The organism is Micromonospora sp. WMMD754, from assembly GCF_049315235.1.
In the GTDB taxonomy this organism is placed as follows: Bacteria; Actinomycetota; Actinomycetes; order Mycobacteriales; family Micromonosporaceae; genus Micromonospora; species Micromonospora sediminicola.
Genome location: NZ_CP186058.1, coordinates 4,641,084 through 4,657,578 on the forward strand (window position 1 = coordinate 4,641,084; position 16,495 = coordinate 4,657,578).

General features: G+C 72.7%; 16 protein-coding genes. 13 read left to right on the forward strand and 3 right to left on the reverse strand.

Annotation, left to right across the window (positions count from 1 at the left end):
* Position 1: 1 nt before the first annotated feature.
* The 6 genes from ACN27B_RS22330 to ACN27B_RS22355 all read left to right on the forward strand — a co-directional run bounded on the left by ACN27B_RS22330 (position 2) and on the right by ACN27B_RS22355 (position 9,118).
* Positions 2-1,093, forward strand: coding sequence for a ferredoxin reductase (locus ACN27B_RS22330; RefSeq protein ID WP_422741439.1), 1,092 nt, complete (start codon positions 2-4; stop codon positions 1,091-1,093).
* Between the two features lie 13 nt (positions 1,094-1,106).
* Positions 1,107-2,246 carry a fatty acid desaturase family protein gene (locus ACN27B_RS22335; protein WP_099161389.1) on the forward strand — a complete coding sequence of 380 codons (1,140 nt, stop codon included), beginning with the start codon at positions 1,107-1,109 and terminating at the stop codon, positions 2,244-2,246.
* Between the two features lie 155 nt (positions 2,247-2,401).
* Positions 2,402-3,823: a glycosyltransferase family 4 protein gene (locus ACN27B_RS22340; RefSeq protein ID WP_422741440.1), complete on the forward strand. Its 1,422-nt coding sequence runs from the start codon at positions 2,402-2,404 to the stop codon at positions 3,821-3,823.
* Between the two features lie 743 nt (positions 3,824-4,566).
* Positions 4,567-5,748 (forward strand): alanine--tRNA ligase-related protein, encoded by a 1,182-nt coding sequence (locus ACN27B_RS22345; RefSeq protein WP_422741441.1) that lies wholly within the window; start codon positions 4,567-4,569, stop codon positions 5,746-5,748.
* 67 nt (positions 5,749-5,815) lie between these two features.
* Positions 5,816-7,285 carry an ATP-binding protein gene (locus ACN27B_RS22350; RefSeq protein ID WP_422741442.1) on the forward strand — a complete coding sequence of 490 codons (1,470 nt, stop codon included), beginning with the start codon at positions 5,816-5,818 and terminating at the stop codon, positions 7,283-7,285.
* Between the two features lie 15 nt (positions 7,286-7,300).
* Positions 7,301-9,118: an acyl-CoA dehydrogenase gene (locus tag ACN27B_RS22355; RefSeq protein ID WP_099161386.1), complete on the forward strand. Its 1,818-nt coding sequence runs from the start codon at positions 7,301-7,303 to the stop codon at positions 9,116-9,118.
* A 16-nt stretch (positions 9,119-9,134) separates the two neighbouring features.
* Here the strand turns inward: ACN27B_RS22355 and ACN27B_RS22360 are convergent, their stop codons facing one another.
* The gene (locus ACN27B_RS22360) at positions 9,135-9,875 is read right to left on the reverse strand and encodes a phosphotransferase family protein (RefSeq protein ID WP_422741443.1); all 741 of its coding nucleotides are present in this window, start codon (positions 9,873-9,875) and stop codon (positions 9,135-9,137) included.
* 75 nt (positions 9,876-9,950) lie between these two features.
* Between ACN27B_RS22360 and ACN27B_RS22365 the strand changes: the two genes are divergently transcribed.
* The 3 genes from ACN27B_RS22365 to ACN27B_RS22375 are packed head-to-tail and all read left to right on the forward strand — an operon-like array spanning position 9,951 to position 12,014.
* A complete protein-coding gene (locus ACN27B_RS22365; RefSeq protein ID WP_422741444.1) occupies positions 9,951-10,589 on the forward strand; it encodes a hypothetical protein in 639 nt (212 codons plus the stop codon).
* Between the two features lie 59 nt (positions 10,590-10,648).
* The gene (locus ACN27B_RS22370) at positions 10,649-11,647 is read left to right on the forward strand and encodes a S66 peptidase family protein (RefSeq protein ID WP_422741445.1); all 999 of its coding nucleotides are present in this window, start codon (positions 10,649-10,651) and stop codon (positions 11,645-11,647) included.
* Positions 11,640-12,014, forward strand: a complete 375-nt coding sequence (locus ACN27B_RS22375; protein WP_281594045.1) for an MmcQ/YjbR family DNA-binding protein — start codon at positions 11,640-11,642, stop codon at positions 12,012-12,014. Before ACN27B_RS22370 ends, ACN27B_RS22375 begins: the two co-directional genes overlap by 8 nt.
* Before the next feature lie 9 nt (positions 12,015-12,023).
* Here the strand turns inward: ACN27B_RS22375 and ACN27B_RS22380 are convergent, their stop codons facing one another.
* The gene (locus ACN27B_RS22380; RefSeq protein ID WP_422741446.1) at positions 12,024-12,677 is read right to left on the reverse strand and encodes a tetratricopeptide repeat protein; all 654 of its coding nucleotides are present in this window, start codon (positions 12,675-12,677) and stop codon (positions 12,024-12,026) included.
* Between the two features lie 221 nt (positions 12,678-12,898).
* Between ACN27B_RS22380 and ACN27B_RS22385 the strand changes: the two genes are divergently transcribed.
* Together ACN27B_RS22385 and ACN27B_RS22390 are read left to right on the forward strand one after the other, a co-directional pair.
* Positions 12,899-13,369 (forward strand): hypothetical protein, encoded by a 471-nt coding sequence (locus ACN27B_RS22385; RefSeq protein ID WP_422741447.1) that lies wholly within the window; start codon positions 12,899-12,901, stop codon positions 13,367-13,369.
* A 120-nt stretch (positions 13,370-13,489) separates the two neighbouring features.
* Entirely contained in the window at positions 13,490-14,209 is a 720-nt protein-coding gene (locus tag ACN27B_RS22390; RefSeq protein WP_422741448.1) for a DinB family protein, read from the forward strand.
* Positions 14,210-14,227: 18 nt separating this feature from the next.
* On the opposite strand, the gene ACN27B_RS22395 is transcribed toward ACN27B_RS22390, so the two are convergent.
* Positions 14,228-14,878 carry a hypothetical protein gene (locus ACN27B_RS22395; RefSeq protein WP_099161382.1) on the reverse strand — a complete coding sequence of 217 codons (651 nt, stop codon included), beginning with the start codon at positions 14,876-14,878 and terminating at the stop codon, positions 14,228-14,230.
* Positions 14,879-15,104: 226 nt separating this feature from the next.
* Between ACN27B_RS22395 and ACN27B_RS22400 the strand changes: the two genes are divergently transcribed.
* Both ACN27B_RS22400 and ACN27B_RS22405 read left to right on the forward strand, forming a co-directional pair.
* The gene (locus ACN27B_RS22400; protein WP_099161381.1) at positions 15,105-15,650 is read left to right on the forward strand and encodes a DUF4240 domain-containing protein; all 546 of its coding nucleotides are present in this window, start codon (positions 15,105-15,107) and stop codon (positions 15,648-15,650) included.
* Between the two features lie 277 nt (positions 15,651-15,927).
* Positions 15,928-16,491 carry a dihydrofolate reductase family protein gene (locus ACN27B_RS22405; RefSeq protein ID WP_422741449.1) on the forward strand — a complete coding sequence of 188 codons (564 nt, stop codon included), beginning with the start codon at positions 15,928-15,930 and terminating at the stop codon, positions 16,489-16,491.
* The last annotated feature ends 4 nt before the right edge of the window (positions 16,492-16,495 follow it).

A 16,495-nucleotide genomic window follows, 5' to 3' on the forward strand; every position in this document is an offset into this window, starting at 1 on the left:
TATGACCACAACTGCCCACCGCCGCCCCCAGAAGGTCTCCTTCCGGGACAGGCTGCTGCGGCTGGCCGGCACGGTCACCACGCCGCTGCTCCCGGACGACTACCTCGACATGGTCGCGCCGCTGCGCGCGGGCGCGCCGTTGCGGGGTCGCGTCGTCGCCGTGCGCCCGGAGACGCGGGACGCGGCCACGCTGGTGATCCAACCCGGTCGTGGCTGGCGGGGCCACCAGCCCGGGCAGTACGTGCGACTCGGCGTCGACGTCGACGGGGTCCGACAGTGGCGCGCGTACTCGGTCACCTCGGTGCCGGGCGCGGCAGACGGCCGGATCAGCGTCACGGTGAAGGCCATCCCCGACGGCAAGGTCAGCAACCACCTTGTCCACCGGATCCGGCCGGGCACGATCGTCCAGCTCGACCAGGCCCAGGGCGACTTCGTGCTGCCCACGGCCGTGCCCGAGCGGGTCCTGTTCCTCACCGCCGGCAGCGGCATCACGCCGGTCATGGGCATGCTCCGCTCCGGGCTCCTGGAACGGGCCGACGTGGTGCTGGTGCACTCGGCCCCCACCCGTGACGACGTCATCTTCGGCGCCGAACTGCGGGCGCTGGCCGAGCGCGGTACGGTACGGCTGGTCGAGCGGCACACCGACACCTCCGGCCTGCTCGACGTGGCCGAGCTGGACGACCTCGTACCCGATCACGCGCAGCGACACACCTGGGCCTGCGGCCCGGTCGGCCTGCTCGACGCGGCCGAGACGCACTGGGCGGCGCGTGCCGCCGCAGAACTGTTGCACACCGAGCGGTTCCGTCCCACGGTGATCACGCCGGGCGAGGGCGGCACGGTGACCTTCACCGGGGCGGGGGTGACCGTCGAGGCCGACGGCGCCACCACCCTGCTCGACGCGGGGGAGAACGCGGGGGTGCTCATGCCCTCGGGCTGCCGGATGGGGATCTGCTTCGGCTGCGTCGTGCCGTTGCGCCAGGGCGCCGTACGCGACCTGCGCAACGGCGACGTCACCACGGCCGTGCCGGGTGACGGCGTCGCCATCCAGACCTGCGTGTCGGCGGCCGCCGGTACCTGCGACATCGATCTCTGAAGGAGCCACCGACGTGACCGTGATCCAGAAGAAGGCCGACAACCCGATCGCCCACCTGAGCGCCGAGGACATCGAGATCATCGGCAAGGAACTGGACGCGATCCGGGACCGGGTCATCGCCGACCGGGGGGAGCGGGACGCCCGCTACATCCGCAAGGTGATCAAGACCCAGCGGACGCTGGAGATCAGCAGTCGGGCGGTGCTGCTCTTCTCGCTGTTCCCGCCGGCCTGGATCGTCGGCACGGCCGGCCTCACGGTCGCCAAGATCCTCGACAACATGGAGATCGGGCACAACGTCCTGCACGGCCAGTGGGACTGGATGCGTGACCCGAAGATCCACTCCACCACCTGGGAGTGGGACCACGTCTCCCCGGCCGACCAGTGGAAGCAGTCGCACAACGAGCTGCACCACCGCTTCACCAACGTGGTCGGCAAGGACAACGACCTCGGGTACGGCATCATGCGCGTCGACGAGGACCAGCCCTGGCACCCGATGCACCTGGGCCAGCCGGTGTGGAACCTGCTCAACGCGTGCTTCTTCGAGTACGGCATCGCCGCGTACGACATGGAGCTGGGCGACCACCTCAAGCAGAAGCGGCTCAAGGACCCGGCGTTCCGGGCCAAGGCCAGGGCGGTCGGCCGCAAGATCCGCCGCCAGGTGCTGAAGGACTACGTGGTGCACCCGCTGCTCTCCGGCCCCTCGTTCCTGTCCACGCTCGCCGCCACGTTCACCGCGAACCTGCTGCGCAACGTGTGGAGCCACTCGGTGATCATGTGCGGGCACTTCCCGAACGGCGTGGAGACGTTCGAGAAGACCTCGATCGAGGGCGAGACGCGCGGCGAGTGGTACCTGCGGCAGATGCTCGGCTCGGCCAACATCAGCGGCCCCCGCCTGCTGCACCTCATGACCGGCAACCTGTCGTTCCAGATCGAGCACCACCTCTTCCCCGACCTGCCCAGCAACCGCTACCAGGAGATCGCCCCGCAGGTGCGGGCGCTGTTCGACCGGTACGGCCTGCGCTACACCACCGGCCCGCTGCCCAAGCAGGTCGCCTCCGCCTGGTGGAAGGTCATCCGGCTGTCGCTGCCCAACCGGCGCGACCGTCGGCAGCCGGCCGCCCCGGGCCCGCTGGTCGCCTCCGGCGCCGTCTGACCGACCCGTGCACGGCGGGTGAACGTTCGCCCGCCGGCACCTGCACACTCGGTGTCTTCGCAGCTCAGGGCGCTTCCACTGCGGTCCTGGCGGCGTCGCGCTCCCCGTACACTCGCGGCCAGTCCGGCCGACGAGCTGAAGGGGTGTGGTCGCCGATGGACCGCGACGTCGCGACGCCGCGCGCCGGCCGCCGGGTGGTGATGCTGGTCGACAACGCCGTCGAGGGCGACTCGCGGGTGCAGAAGGCCGCCCGGTCCGCCGCCGACGCCGGGTGGGACGTGACCCTGCTCGGTTGCGCCCACGTCGACGCCGAGCGCCGCTGGCAGCTCGGCGACGCCGAGGTACGCGTCCTGCCCCTCGACGCCCCCCGCCCCGCCCCGCCCGGCGCGTCCCGGTCCCCAGGCGGCGTGGCCGGGCTGCGGCGGCGTCTGGTGGCCCGGGGCGGGCTGCCGCTGCGGGCCGCCCGGCTGGCCCGCCGGCCCGTCGAGCACGCCCAGGTCCGCTACTGGCGGGCGCGGCTCGGCGACCGGGCCTGGCGCCGGCTGGAGCCCGGGCTCTGGGGGTACGAGCGGCTCGCCGGCCCGGTCGTCGACGCGGTGCGCCCCGACCTGATCCACGCGCACGACTTCCGGATGCTCGGCGTGGCCGCCCGCGCCGTGGAGCGCGCCCGCGCGCAGGGACGCGACGTCAAGCTGGTCTGGGACGCGCACGAGTGGCTGCCCGGCGCCCGGCCCCGCCGCGACAACGCCCGCTGGCTGCCCGCCCACCTCGGCTACGTCCGCGAGTACGTCGGCCACGCCGACGCCGTCGTCACCGTCTCCGACACCCTCGCCGACCTGCTGGTCCGCGACCACGACCTGCCGCAGCGCCCGACCGTCGTGCTCAACGCCCCGGTCGCGACGGCCGAGGTCGTGCCGCCGCCGGTCGTCGGGTCCGTGGTCGTCGCTTCGCCGGGCGCCGAGGCCGCGCCCGACCTGCGGGCGCGCTGCGGCGTGGCCGCCGGCACGCCGCTGCTGGTCTACAGCGGCGCGATGGCCCCGCAGCGTGGCGTCGACACCGTGGTCGAGGCGCTGCCCCGGCTGCCCGGCGTGCACCTGGCGCTGGTCGTCGGCGACCCCGCCGCCGGGTACGTCCGCCGGGTCGTGGCCCGCGCCGCCCGGCACCGGGTCGACGACCGGGTGCATGTGCTGCCGTACGTGCCGCACCGGCAGCTCGTCGCGTTCCTCGCCGCCGCCGACGTCGGGCTCATCCCGCTGCACCACTGGCCCAACCACGAGATCGCGCTGATCACCAAGTTCTTCGAGTACGCGCACGCGCGGCTGCCGATCGTGGTCAGCGACGTACGCACCATGGCCGACACGGTCCGGGCCACCGGTCAGGGCGAGGTGTTCCGGGCCCGGGACGCCGCCGACCTGGCCCGCGCGGTCGCGGCGGTGCTCGCCGACCCGGGGCGTTACCGCGCCGTCTACGACGGACCGGACTCACCGCTGCCCGGATGGACCTGGGAGGCGCAGGCCGAGCGCCTCGACGCGCTCTACCGGCGCCTGCTCACCCCCGCCCCCGCCCCCACCCCCTGACATCCCGTCCGGTCCCTTCCCCCTGGCGTCGCCGCGCCGACCCCCCCAAGATCGGCGCAACCTCGGCGAGGTGGCGGTCTCCGGTCGCCCGCGACCCCGCCACCCCGCCGAAGTGGCGCCCCAGCCCATGACCGATGGCCCTGCCCGGCTGGCCGAGGGCGTGGCTGCTGGTGACGGGCCGAGGCCTGGCCGGTTGCCGGCTGCCCGGCCGGCTGGCGCGTGAGCCGGCTGCCCGGCGTCGACCCGGCCACCCCGCAGTGCTGGACCCGCCCCCGGGGCCTGCACCTCTCACCACTGAACGCCGTCCACCGGGTGGAACACCATGGGTGTCTCCGGCCCGATTTCACACCCATGGCGTTCCACCCACGGCCGGCCCGGACCTCGGCATGGTGCACAGCGCACCGCAACCCCCGCTTCCCGACGCCCGCCACGTCGATCATGAGGTAGATCGGAAACAAAACGCCCAGGAGTGCCGCCAACTTCATGATCGACGGGCCGGGGCCAGGGCCGGGGGCAGGGGTGGGGAAAAGGGGGTGGGCGGGGACGGGTGGGGCGGGTTAGCGTGGGGGCATGCAGAGCAGGCGCATTGTCACCGCCGCCGCCGCGCGAGCTTCCCGCTCGCCGGTTGCCGCCGCCTGACCTGCCCATTTCTCGCCGGCGACCGGAAACGGTCCGCCGGCGTCGTCGTGTCACGCCATCGTTGCGCGGACCGTCCGGACGCCCGTACCCGGAAGGCACCCGCCATGACCCCCGACGAGATCACCCGGATCTTCCACGACCACTACCACCGGTACGGCCATCGGGACGCGCCGGAGAGTTCGCTGGTCCCGCCGCCCGGCGACCCGGTGCTGTTCACCACGTCCGGCATGCACCCGCTCACGCCGTACCTGCTGGGGCGCCCGCACCCGGGCGGACGGCGCCTGGTCGACGTGCAGCGGTGCCTGCGCACCACGGACCTGGACGAGGTCGGTGACCGCACCCACCTGACCGTGTTCCAGATGCTCGGCTCGTGGTCGCTCGGCGACTACGACATCGCGACCAGCCTGCGCTGGGGCTACGAGCTGCTCACCGGCGGGTACGGCATCCCGGCGGGCTGGCTGCACGCGACCGTCCACGCGGGGAGCACCACCGACGGCGTCGGCCCGGACGAGACCGCGCGGGACACCTGGACCGGCCTCGGCGTGCCGGTCGAGGCGCTCGGCGAGGACAACTGGTGGTCCAACGGCCCGACCGGCCCGTGTGGACCGGACTCGGAGATCTTCGTGTGGACCGGCGACGGGCCGCCCACCGGCACCCCGAGCGGCGACGAGCGCTGGGTGGAGGTGTGGAACCACGTCCAGATGCGCTACCACCGCCACCCCGACGGCCGGCTCACCCCGCTGCCGCTGGTCAGCATCGACACCGGCATGGGCCTCGAACGGCTGGAGATGGTGCTGCGCGGCGACCTGTCCGTCTTCACCGGTGACGCGCTGCGCCCGTGGGTGGACGCGGTCCACGACCGCTGGAACCTGCGCGGTGCGGACCTGCGGGTGGTCGCGGACCACCTGCGCTCCGCGGTGGTCGTGCTCGGCGACGGGGTACGCCCGGGCAACACCGGCCGGGGGTACGTGCTGCGTCGGCTGCTGCGCCGCGCGCTGACCGTGCTGTGGCGCGACGACCCGCGGCGGAGCCTGGACGAGCTGCCCCCGACGCCGCACGAGGACACGTCGCGCCGGTTCCGCCAACGCGTCGACCCCGGCCCGCTGCGGCAGGCGCTGGCGGACGAGGAACGCCGCTTCCGGGGGCTGCTGCGCCGGGGCCGGCCGCTGGTCGACCGGGTGCGCGCGCGGGGCCCGCTGACCGAACGCGACTACCACTGGCTGCACGACACCCACGGGCTGCCCCGCGACCTGGTCGACGGCCTGCTCGGCGGGGCGGCCGGCTGACGTGTGGCCGCCCGCGCCGGTGGGTGCCAGACTCGCAGGGAGACGTCGCCGCGAGGGAAGAGGACCCATGACCGGGTACGAGGTGCGGCCGGACGAGGACGTGGTGCCGCTGCTCGGCGCCGAGCTACGTGTCGTCGACGCGACGGGGCTGCTCGCCGCCGCCCAGGACGGGCCGGTGGACCTGGTGGCCGGCGGCGACTTCCCCGCCCCGGTCCGGGAGGTCCGCTGCACCGTGCGCGTGGACACCGTCGCCGGGCGGCCGGTGCACCGCTTCGAGGCGTACCTGCGGGTGGAGGCCGCGCCGGCCGGCCTGCTCGCCCTCGGGCTGGCCGGGCCGGTCGGCCTGCTGCTCGCCGAGCGGCTCGCCGCGCGCGGCGGCGACGGCCCGGCCGCCGTGGTGGGCCGGGCGGCGGCCGAGGCGGGCCGTCGGCTCGGGCTGCGCCCCGCCGGCACCGCGCTGGTCACGCCGCCGCGTGACCCGGCCGGCCGGGCGGTGCTGCACACCGCCGAGGCCGCCGGGGTGCGGCCCCAGGTGGACCAGGACAACGGCACGGTACGCATCCGCGCCGACGTGCCCAGCGCCGAGGTGGGTCCGGCGCAGCTGGTCGCCGTGCTCGGCCTGCTGTTCCAGGCCGTCCGCGAGCTGGCCGGCGACAGCGTGGAGCCGACCGTGCTGCGCGGACGGACGTACCGGGTGGGGCGGCGACCGGTCGCGGTGGCCGAGCCGCGCAGCACCACGGTGACCCTCGACCAGGTCGGCGGCCTGCCCGACGTGGTCGCCCGGTTCCGCGAGGTGGCCGTGTCGTTCCGGCACCCGCAGGCGATGGCCCGCTGGGGCGCGCGCCGGCCGCAGGGCATCCTGATGTACGGGCCGCCGGGCACCGGCAAGACCATGCTGGCCCGGGCCCTCGCGAACGAGATCGGCGCGGACTTCGAGGAGATCCGCACCCCGGAGATCCTGGACAAGTACCTCGGCGGCTCGGAACGCAACATCAAGCGCATCTTCCGCGACGCCCGCCGCTACCGCCGGCCCACGGTCATGCTCTTCGACGAGTTCGACTCGATCATCAGCTACGCGGGCGCCGGCGGGGACGCGGCCAGCCAGGCGGTCAACGCCGTCGCCGGCATCTTCAAGCAGGAGATGAACACGCTGTTCGAGGAGAACCCCGACGTCATCGTGGTGGCCACCACCAACTTCCCGCAACGCGTCGACGCCTCGCTGATCCGCTCCGGCCGCTTCGACCTGAAGATCGCCATCCCGGCGCCGGACGAGACCGGCCGCGCGGAGATCCTCACCAAGATGGTCCGCGAGCTGATCGACCGGCACGAGCGGCCCGGCTTCCGGATGTTCGCCGACGACCTCGACCCGGCCGCCCTGGCCGCCGACACGGCCGGGCTGACCGGCGCGGACCTGCGCGAGGCGCTGCGCCGGGTGCAACTCGCCAAGGCGCTGCGGGAGGCGGCGGAGGGTGCGCCGCCGGCCCCGATCGGTCAGGATGACCTGCGGGAGGCCGTCGCCGGTCTGCGCCGCGGCTGACCGGAAGGAGCCCACGTGTCCTCGTCCGATCTGCTGCTGTCCCGCCGCGACCTCGCGTTCCTGTTGCACGACTGGCTGGACGTGACCCGGCTGACCGAGCGACCCCGCTACGCCGAGCACTCCCGGGAGACGTTCGACGCGGTGCTCGACCTCGCCGCCCAGGTCGCCGCCGAGCGGTTCGCACCGCACAACCGAGCCGCCGACACCGGCGAACCCACCTTCGACGGCCAGCGCGTCCGCACCATCCCGCAGGTCAAGGCGGCGCTGGACGCGTTCGCCGGCACCGGGCTGCTCGCCGCCACGCTGGACGAGTCGATCGGCGGGATGCAGCTCCCGCACGCCGTGGCCGCCGCCGCGTTCGCCTGGTTCCAGGCCGCCAACGTGGGCACGTCGGCGTACCCGTTCCTCACCCTCGGCAACGCCAACCTGCTGCTCGCCCACGGCAGCCCCGAGCAGGTCGACACCTGGGTCCGCCCGATGGTCCAGGGCCGGTTCTTCGGCACCATGTGCCTGTCCGAGCCGCAGGCCGGCAGCTCCCTGGCCGACCTGACCACTCGCGCGGAGCCGCAGGACGACGGCACCTACCGGATCGTCGGCACCAAGATGTGGATCTCCGCCGGGGACCACGAGCTGGCCGAGAACATCGTGCACCTGGTCCTCGCCCGCATTCCCGGCGGGCCGCCCGGGGTGAAGGGCCTGTCGCTGTTCATCGTGCCCAAGGTGCTGCGCGACGGCGACGGGCCGGGCCCGCGCAACGACGTGGTGCTGGTCGGGCTCAACCACAAGCTCGGCTACCGGGGCACCACCAACACGCTGCTCAACTTCGGCGAGGGCGTGCACCGGCCGTACGGGCGGGCCGGGGCGGTCGGCTACCTGGTGGGCCAGCCGCACCAGGGGCTCGCGCTGATGTTCCACATGATGAACGAGGCGCGCATCGGCATCGGGGCCGGCGCCACCGCGCTCGGCTACACCGCCCACCTGAAGTCCGTCGCGTACGCCCGGCAACGACCGCAGGGCCGCCCGGTCGCCGACAAGGACCCCACCGCGCCGCAGGTGCCGATCGTCGCCCACCCCGACGTACGCCGGATGCTTCTGGCCCAGAAGAGCTACGTCGAGGGCGCGCTCGCGTTGATCCTCTACTGCGGACGGCTGCTCGACGAGGAGAAGACCGCGCCCGCCGAGGCCGACCGGGACCGGGCGCACCTGCTGCTGGAACTGCTCACCCCGATCGCGAAGAGCTGGCCGGCGCAGTGGTGCCTGGCCGCCAACGACCTGGCCATCCAGGTGCACGGCGGGTACGGCTACACCCGCGACTACGACGTCGAGCAGCACTGGCGGGACAACCGGCTCAACGCCATCCACGAGGGCACCCACGGCATCCAGGCCCTCGACCTGCTCGGCCGCAAGGTCACCATGCGCGACGGTGCAGCCCTGGAGGCGCTGCTGGAGACCATCCGCGGCACGGTCACCCGGGCCTGGAAGGCCGAGGGGTTCGCCTCCGAGCTGGCCGGCCAGCTCGGCGCCGCGGTGGACCGCATCGCGGTGGTGACCCGGCGACTGTGGGCCACCGGCGACCCGGAGCTGGCGTTGGCCAACGCCTCGGTCTACCTGGAGGCGGTCGGGCACGTGGTGATCGCCTGGATGTGGTTGGAGCAGGCGCTGGCGGTGGAGGCGCTGGGCTCCCCGGACGGCGCCGAGGGGGAGTTCCTGGCGGGCAAGCGGCAGGCGGCCCGCTACTTCTACCGGTGGGAGCTGCCGACGGTGGCGGCGCGGTTCGACCTGCTGGAGAGCCTGGACCGCACCACGCTGGACATGCGGGAGAGCTGGTTCTGACCCGGCACCGCGCCGTTCACGCCTGCTGTGCTCGCAGCACGTCGACCTCGCAGCCCGGCGCGTACGGGTCGAAGCCGTGCTGGACCAGCCAGCGGATCCCCAGCAGGCTGCGCATCGACCACCACGCGCGGATCAGGTCGAGGTCGACGTCGGCGCCGTAACCGGCGACGACGTCCGCCAGGTGTTCCCGGTGCCCGAGCGTCAGCGTCGCCAGGTCGTACAGGGCGTCGCCGGGGCTCGCCTCGGACCAGTCGACCACGCCGGTGATCTCGTCGGCGGCGACGAACACGTGGTCGACCTGGAAGTCGCCGTGGATGAACGCCGGCGTCCACGGCCGCAGCGCCGTCTCGGCGAGTCGGCGGTTGCGGGTGACCAGGTCGGTGGGCAGGACCTCGTGGCGCAGCAGCCACGCGCACTCGCCGTCGAGCTGCGCGGCCAAGTCGTCGTGGCCGCGTCCCGGCCACGGGGGCAGCGGCGCGTCGTGCAGCAGCCGCGCGGCCGCGCCGGCCGCCGCCCAGGCCGCCGGCGACGCCGTCGACGGTTCGCCGAGGCGGCCGAGCGCCGTCCCGGGCAGGGCGGCGAGCGCGAGTACGGGCGGCCGGCGCCACAGGATCTCGGGGGTGGGCAGCGGCACCAGCGCCATCGCCTCGACCTCGACGTCGGTACGCGCCCGGTCGGTGTCGATCTTCAGGAACACCTCGCCGACGCGCAGGGTCGCGCGCTCCGTATGGGCGACGACGACCTCGATCTGCTCCACGGCGACATTGTCACGGCGGTGGCCCTCGCCGGTCACCGGATTTTCGCGAGCACGGCCGGTGCTGATTCTGCGATCATGTGCGCCGTGGCCGGGTTCTGCTTCAAGACGACATGGCTGGCGGTCCGCGACCGTACCGTGCAGGAGGTCGCGGACGCCCTGGACCTGCGCGAGCGGGAGACGCTCGACTGGGCCATCGGCACCGACCGCGCCTACCGGCAGGGCGTGTACGTGGCGGAGCCCGTACCCGGTTGGGTCCTCGCCCACGGCCGGCTGGACCTGCCGCCCGGCCTCGACACGACGGAGCCGGAGTTCCGCGACTGGCTGCGGGAGCTGAGCCGGACGCTCGGCGAGGTGCAGTTCTTCGTCACCGAGCGGGTCCCCGAGTACCACCTGTGGGCGCGGGCGGTGGACGGTGAACTGCTGCGCGCCTACTGCTACATCGGCGAGCGGGGGGAGGTGCCGCTCGTCGTGGGCGACCCCACCGTCGACGAGATCGAGCGGAACGTCGGCGTCCGCCGCCGGGAGCCCGGTATGGAGCACTGGTCGGACGACGAGTGGGACCGGTGGCACGAGGCCATGCCCAACGAGTTCGACGTGATGGCGATCGCCGGCCGGTGGAGCGTCGACCCGAGCCGGATCGACGACGCCACGGTGACCGGCGACGGCATCTTCGGCCGGCCGCCGACCGGCCCGAAGGGTACGTGGAGACCGTGACCGCATCCGCGCTGCCCCCACTGCTTCGACCGCGAGCCCTGCGCCCCGGAGACCTCGTCGTGATCGCGTCCCTGTCCGGGCCGCTGCACGCCACCTACGAGCCCGACCTCGACCGGGCGGTGGCCGTCCTGGAAGGGATGGGATTCCGGGTGCGTCGGGCACCGCTGCTCGAGGCGGGGCGGCGCCACTGGTGGAGCGCGGGAACCGCGGCGGAGATCGCCGAGGAGTTCAACGCGCTGCTGCGCGACCCCGAGGTGCGCGCCGTCGTCGCGCACGACGGCGGTCAGACGGCGCTCGGCTACCTCGACCTGATCGACGTCGAGGCGATCGCCGCCGACCCCAAGCCGATCCTCGGCTACAGCGACATCTCGCTGCTGCACCTCGTGCTCCACGCGCGTACGGGCCTGGTCGGGTTCCACGCCGACCTGGCCACGCCGGGGCTCGGCGGGGCGTGGCAGCGGGTGACCGAGGCGCGCCGGGCGGAACTGGAGCGCCTCTACTCGACGCTGCTCACCGGCACGGAGGCGATCGGCGAGCTGCCCACCACCCCGTCGTGGGAGTGCTGGCGCGCCGGTCGGGTGGAGGGCCGGCTCATCGGCGGCGTGCTCAACCGCGTCATGCGCACCCAGGCGACCCGGTACGCGCTGCCACTCGACTGGTTCGACGGCGCGGTGCTGTTCTGGGAGGAGATGGGCGGCTTCGCGTCGTGGGTGTGGAGCGACCTGCAGGTGCTGCGGCACTGCGGCGTCCTCGACCGGATCGCCGGCATGGTCGTGGGCGTCCCGCACGCCATCGAGGGGTTGGGGTCGCCCGACCCGACCCTGGCCGAGATCGTCCTCGACGTGCTCGGCGACCGGGACATCCCGGTGCTGGGCAACGTCGAGTTCGGACACGCCGGCCCGAACCTGCCGATGCCGGTCGGCATCCGCGTCGGCCTCGACGCGGAGCGGCGGAGGCTGTCGCTGCTCGAACCGGCGGCGTGCGCGGATCCCGGACACACGTCCGGTCAGGGTGTGGCGATGCGAAAGGCGGTGTCCCGGGGTGACCGCCGTGGTTGACGCGGACGACGTCCGGCGGGTGGCGTCGGCGCTGCCCCACGTGGTCGAGATCGACAGCGACGGCTTCGACTTCCGGGTCGCCGACAAGGGCTTCGTCTGGTCCTATCCCGAGCGCACGCCCGGCAGGCCGCGGCGTATCCGCACCGACATCGCGGTGCTCTACGTGGGTGACGAGGCGGAGAAGCAGGCGTTGCTGCTCGGCGAGCCCGACCTCTTCTTCACCACTCCCGCGTACGACGGTTTTCCGCTGGTCATGCTGCGGTTGGCGCACGTCGACGTCGAGCGCCTGACGGAACTGGTCACCGACGCGTGGCGGATGCGCGCCCCCGACTCGCTCGCCGGCGACCTCGACGCGGCGGGGAGCTGACGGGCGACGTCACATCTGTGTTCTCGCCTGCTCGATGTGCCGCACCGTGGCGTGGGCGCCGTGCGGACGGGCGATGGCGTACGCCTCGTCGAGCGTGGCGAGTGCTTCCGCCCGGCGGCCCTGAGCCGCGGCGATGTAGGCCAGCCCGACCATGTTGGACGCCACGCCCGGGAGGTTCCCGATCTCCCGGCGCAGCCGGGACGACTCCTCGAGCTGCTCACGCGCCTCGTCCCACCTGCCGGCGGCATGCGCCGCGATGCCCAGGTGCCGCAGCGCCTCGGCCCGGGTCCGGTGGTCACCGGTCTCGGCCGCCAGTCGACACGACCGTTCCAGGTGCGGTAGCGCGGCCTCGTCGTCGCGCCGGACGAACTGGTGGAGACAGCCGATCCAGAACAGCGCCTCGGCCTCGCCGCGGGTGTCGCCCAGTGCGCGGTACAACCGGAGTGCGCGCTCGAACAGCGGAAGTTCGGCGGGGTCCTCGGCGGCCGACGAGCCGGCGGCGGCCTGATACCGGGCGTGCAGGATCTTTCCGCGCGCCAACGCCACGTCGGCCTCGACCGCGTCCAAAGCTCGCTCGGCCTCGGTCAACGCGCCGGTGTCACCGCTGTACACCGCCTGTTCACAGGCTTCTCTGACTCGTTCGATCCGGTCTTCAGCGCTCATGGCCGCCCCCGCTGGCACCGCTCCGACATGCGTGTGCGGCAGTTTACCCATCCGGACCGAGCGCGGATCGCCGTCACGACCGGAGGTGTCCGCGTCGATCGGTGTGTTCAGTCGCGGCCGGGGCGAGGCTGCGGATGTACGTGTGCTGAGGGTCGGGCCCTATCTCTGTGTGCGGCTCACGGCAGACCAAGGCACGGACTGATCGGTGGGACGATTGGACGGTGGAGGATAGCCGTATTCCGGTCCGGATTCGTGGCCTTGTCGTTCCGCGGCTGCTGCTGTCGCTGGTGAGGGAAGGTCGATGGCGGCATCCCGGCACCACCGTCCTTGCCCGGACGATGCCGTGGTTCGAGGACCCGCTGGACTTCCTTACCAGCATCGAGGCGATGGCGCGAGAGTCGCGATCACTGGACTCGCTCAGTGAGGACGACGCGACGGCCCAGGTGTTCAGGCTGGCGCGGGGCAGCGAGCAGCCCGGGCCCGTCGACCTGCCGTGGCTGGACATCGACAAGGCGTTCCTCGTGGCGGTGAACGAGCGAGCCGGCGATGACGTGGTCGTCGCCCTGGACTACCGCACGGATCCCACCGACCCTCGCGTCCTCGCCAGTGACTTCTGGACCCAGCCGGGGCCGTGTTCGTGGCGCGAGGTGGCACCGACATTCTCGGCCCTCGTCGCCGCGTTCGATCTGTGACCAAGGACCGCAGGAACGTGTTGCAGCGGACTCGGCGGTCCGCCGGCTGGTCGCGTCGCGCATTCGTTGTCGGGCCCGCCCGCTAGCATCACCGCGATCGTCAATGGGAGGAGGGACGCCGTGACCGAGGGCGACGTGAGGACTTTCGAGGACAAGGACCTGCGAGGCGCGCGGTTCACCAGGTCGACGCTGGCCGGCGCGGTGATGCGCGGTGTCGACGTGCGCGGGCTCGATATCGATGCGCCCTGGCTGGCGGACGGCGCACTGCTGGTCAACGGAGTCGACGTGGCGCCGCTCGTCGAGGCCGAGCTGAACCGGCGCTTTCCCGGGCGCGAGCTGAAGAACGCCACGGATCTCGACGGCCTGCGCGCGGCGTGGGCGGCGCTCGAGAGGGCCTGGGCAGCCGCGGTGGACCGGGTCGAGTCCATGCCCGAGGGCGCCGCCGACGTCTCGATCGACGGCGAGTGGTCGTTCGCGCAGACGCTGCGCCACCTCGCGTTCGCCACCGACGCATGGCTCGGCAAGGCGATTCTGCGACTGCCGCAGCCCTTCCACCCGCTCGGGCAGCCGCACGCCGAGTACGAGACGGACGGCTACGACATGTCCATCTTCGCGGCAACGCCGCCGAGTCTCGCCGAGACACTGGACCTGCGGGCCGAACGGCAGGCCATGGTGCGGGACTTCCTCGCGAACGCCACGCCGGCCCTGCTCGCCGAGCCGCGGCCGACAGCGTGGTCACCCGATCACGAGGAGCCGGTCGTGCACTGCCTCCATGTGATCCTCGACGAAGAGTGGGAACACCTCCGTTACGCCCTGCGCGACCTCGACGCGCAGGAATAGGGCTGGGCTCGATCGAGGTCAGGCGTCGCAGGTCCAGGGTCGTCCCGGGGCCGCGCGTACCGCGCTGCGCCCGGGCGGCAGGTCAAGGACGTCGATCAGGCTGGGATCCTCGTCGACGGCATGGTGCAGGTGCCCGAGCCTGCCGTTGCTGCCGTCCGCGTCACTGGTCCCGATGAGCTGCCAGATCCCGTCGTCCGCGTCGTGACTGATCCGCAGCACGGGCTCGTGGCGTTCGAAGACCTGAGCGGTCTGGATGCAGGTGGTGCCCAGGAGCCAGTGCTGCATCCACCGGGCGCGCCGATCGTGTTCCATGACGTGGTCGGTCACCCACCACACGAACGGCAGGTCCTCGTGGGCACGTGACTGGTCCGCCGTCAGGTCCGGACCGCCCTGCGGGACCCGCTCGAAGGGATCGTCGACGAGCGAGAACGCATGGCCTTCCTCGTTGGCGAAGATGACGGCGTGGAAGGTGCCGCCGCCGGGATTGCCGGCGCCGATCCCCACGGACAGTCGAGCGACGTGCGGGTCCGAGCCGGTGACCCAGCCGAACGCGTACGACGCCAACTCGCCACCCGGGCCGACGAACTCGCCGAACGCACGCCGGTCCATGCCCGTCATGCCCGGTGTCGGCACCTCGACGAGCGTGCCCTCCAGCACCTGGATCTCCACGCCGGCAAGATATCCGATCGAGAGCCTCGCCCCGCAGGCGCACGCCCGGCGGCTGACCGTCCGACTCTCAGGGGGCGTCGAACCACGGCTTGCCGGCCGCCCAGTGCCGTATCCATCCCAGAAACCAGCACGATGCCGTGTCCCGCTTGCGCGTTGACAGCACGCGTCCTCGGAACGCACCTCCGCGGGGCCCTGGCACGCGGAGTCGGCTCGTAGGGTCTGCGCCATGGAGTGGGAGGACTTCTGGCGGATCGTGGAACGCGCCCGAGCGGAGGGGGGCGCCGACACGGAACGCGTCGCCCGGGTGCTCCGCCGCCGCCTGCGCGCGTTGACCCCGGACGAGATCGAATGGTTCGATGACCTGTGGCTGCAGGTGCAGGACAGCCTGTACCGCTGGTCGATCCGGGACGCCGCGACACTGCTTCTGGGCAGCGTGGACGACGACGACTTCTCCGCCGTGCAGGACTGGATCCTGTCGCATGGACGGCCTGTCGTCCGGCTCGTGCAGAACGACCCTGACAGCCTTGTCGAGTTGGCGTCCGACCGGCACAACGCGCGAATCGACTGGTTCTGCGGTCTTCCCCTCGATGCGCACATAGCCGCGACCGGGGCTCCGTTCGCCATCGACGGCCCGTCCGGACCCGAGACACCGGTGGGAGCGCCGGGCGACCTGACCGACGAGACCCGCACCCGGCAGCGGTTTCCCAGGCTCACGGCCTACCTCGACAGCAATCCGTGGATCGAGCGTCCGTGGGAACGCGGGACCGACTGACGGACGCGAGCCCGGCGTATCCCTGTACTCCGATCCCGTCACGCAGGGATCGGCTGACCTGATCCGACACCACTGGCTCCCGAGGACGTTCGGTATCCCTCGCGCCTGTCGGTCGACCGTCCCCGCAACTTTCTCTCGGGATGCCGTCGCACCCGGGCCCCGTCGATCGTGGAACAGGCGGAGGGTGGAGACGCCCGGCCGGATCCTGATGACAGACGTGACGGTCGGTCAGCGGGCAGATCAAGGTGACACCGCGGGTGCGCCGGAAGGTAGAGGCATGGCAAAGCTGATCTACGTGAACAACGTGTCGCTCGACGGCTACATGGAGGACGAGGGGGGAGTCTTCGCCTGGTTCCCGCCCGACGACGAGGTGTTCGCGTTCACCACCGATCTCCTGCGGTCGGCGGGCACGTTCCTCTACGGGCGGCGCCTGTACGAGATGATGGCCGTCTGGGAGACCGACGCCTCGCTGGCCGCGCAGTCCGAACTCATGGCCGAGTTCGCGCGCGTCTGGAAGGCGGCGGACAAGGTCGTCTACTCGACGACTTTCAGCGAGGTGCCGACGGCTGCCACCCGGGTGGAGCGCCACTTCGACCCCGCCGCCGTACGCCAGCTGAAGGCCGCGGCGGACAGGGACATCACCATCGGCGGTGCCGACCTGGCCGCGCAGGCCATCCGGGCCGGCCTGGTCGACGAGTGCCAGTTGCTCGTCTGGCCCACGTCCGTCGGAGGCGGCAAATCGGGACTACCCACGGGTGGACGCACCGACTACACGCTCCTCGGCGAGCGCCGGTTCGGCAACGGCGTCGTTCACCTGCGCTACCGCCCGCTCGTCCGCTGACCGG

Bases quoted from the DNA above. Each gene is read 5' to 3' on its own strand.
- ACN27B_RS22400 (WP_099161381.1), top strand. From the start codon at position 15,105: ATGGAGTGGGAGGACTTCTGGCGGATCGTGGAACGCGCCCGAGCGGAG.
- ACN27B_RS22380 (WP_422741446.1), bottom strand. From the start codon at position 12,677: ATGAGCGCTGAAGACCGGATCGAACGAGTCAGAGAAGCCTGTGAACAG.
- ACN27B_RS22345 (WP_422741441.1), top strand. From the start codon at position 4,567: ATGACCCCCGACGAGATCACCCGGATCTTCCACGACCACTACCACCGG.
- ACN27B_RS22350 (WP_422741442.1), top strand. From the start codon at position 5,816: ATGACCGGGTACGAGGTGCGGCCGGACGAGGACGTGGTGCCGCTGCTC.
- ACN27B_RS22330 (WP_422741439.1), top strand. From the start codon at position 2: ATGACCACAACTGCCCACCGCCGCCCCCAGAAGGTCTCCTTCCGGGAC.
- ACN27B_RS22405 (WP_422741449.1), top strand. From the start codon at position 15,928: ATGGCAAAGCTGATCTACGTGAACAACGTGTCGCTCGACGGCTACATG.
- ACN27B_RS22340 (WP_422741440.1), top strand. From the start codon at position 2,402: ATGGACCGCGACGTCGCGACGCCGCGCGCCGGCCGCCGGGTGGTGATG.
- ACN27B_RS22365 (WP_422741444.1), top strand. From the start codon at position 9,951: ATGTGCGCCGTGGCCGGGTTCTGCTTCAAGACGACATGGCTGGCGGTC.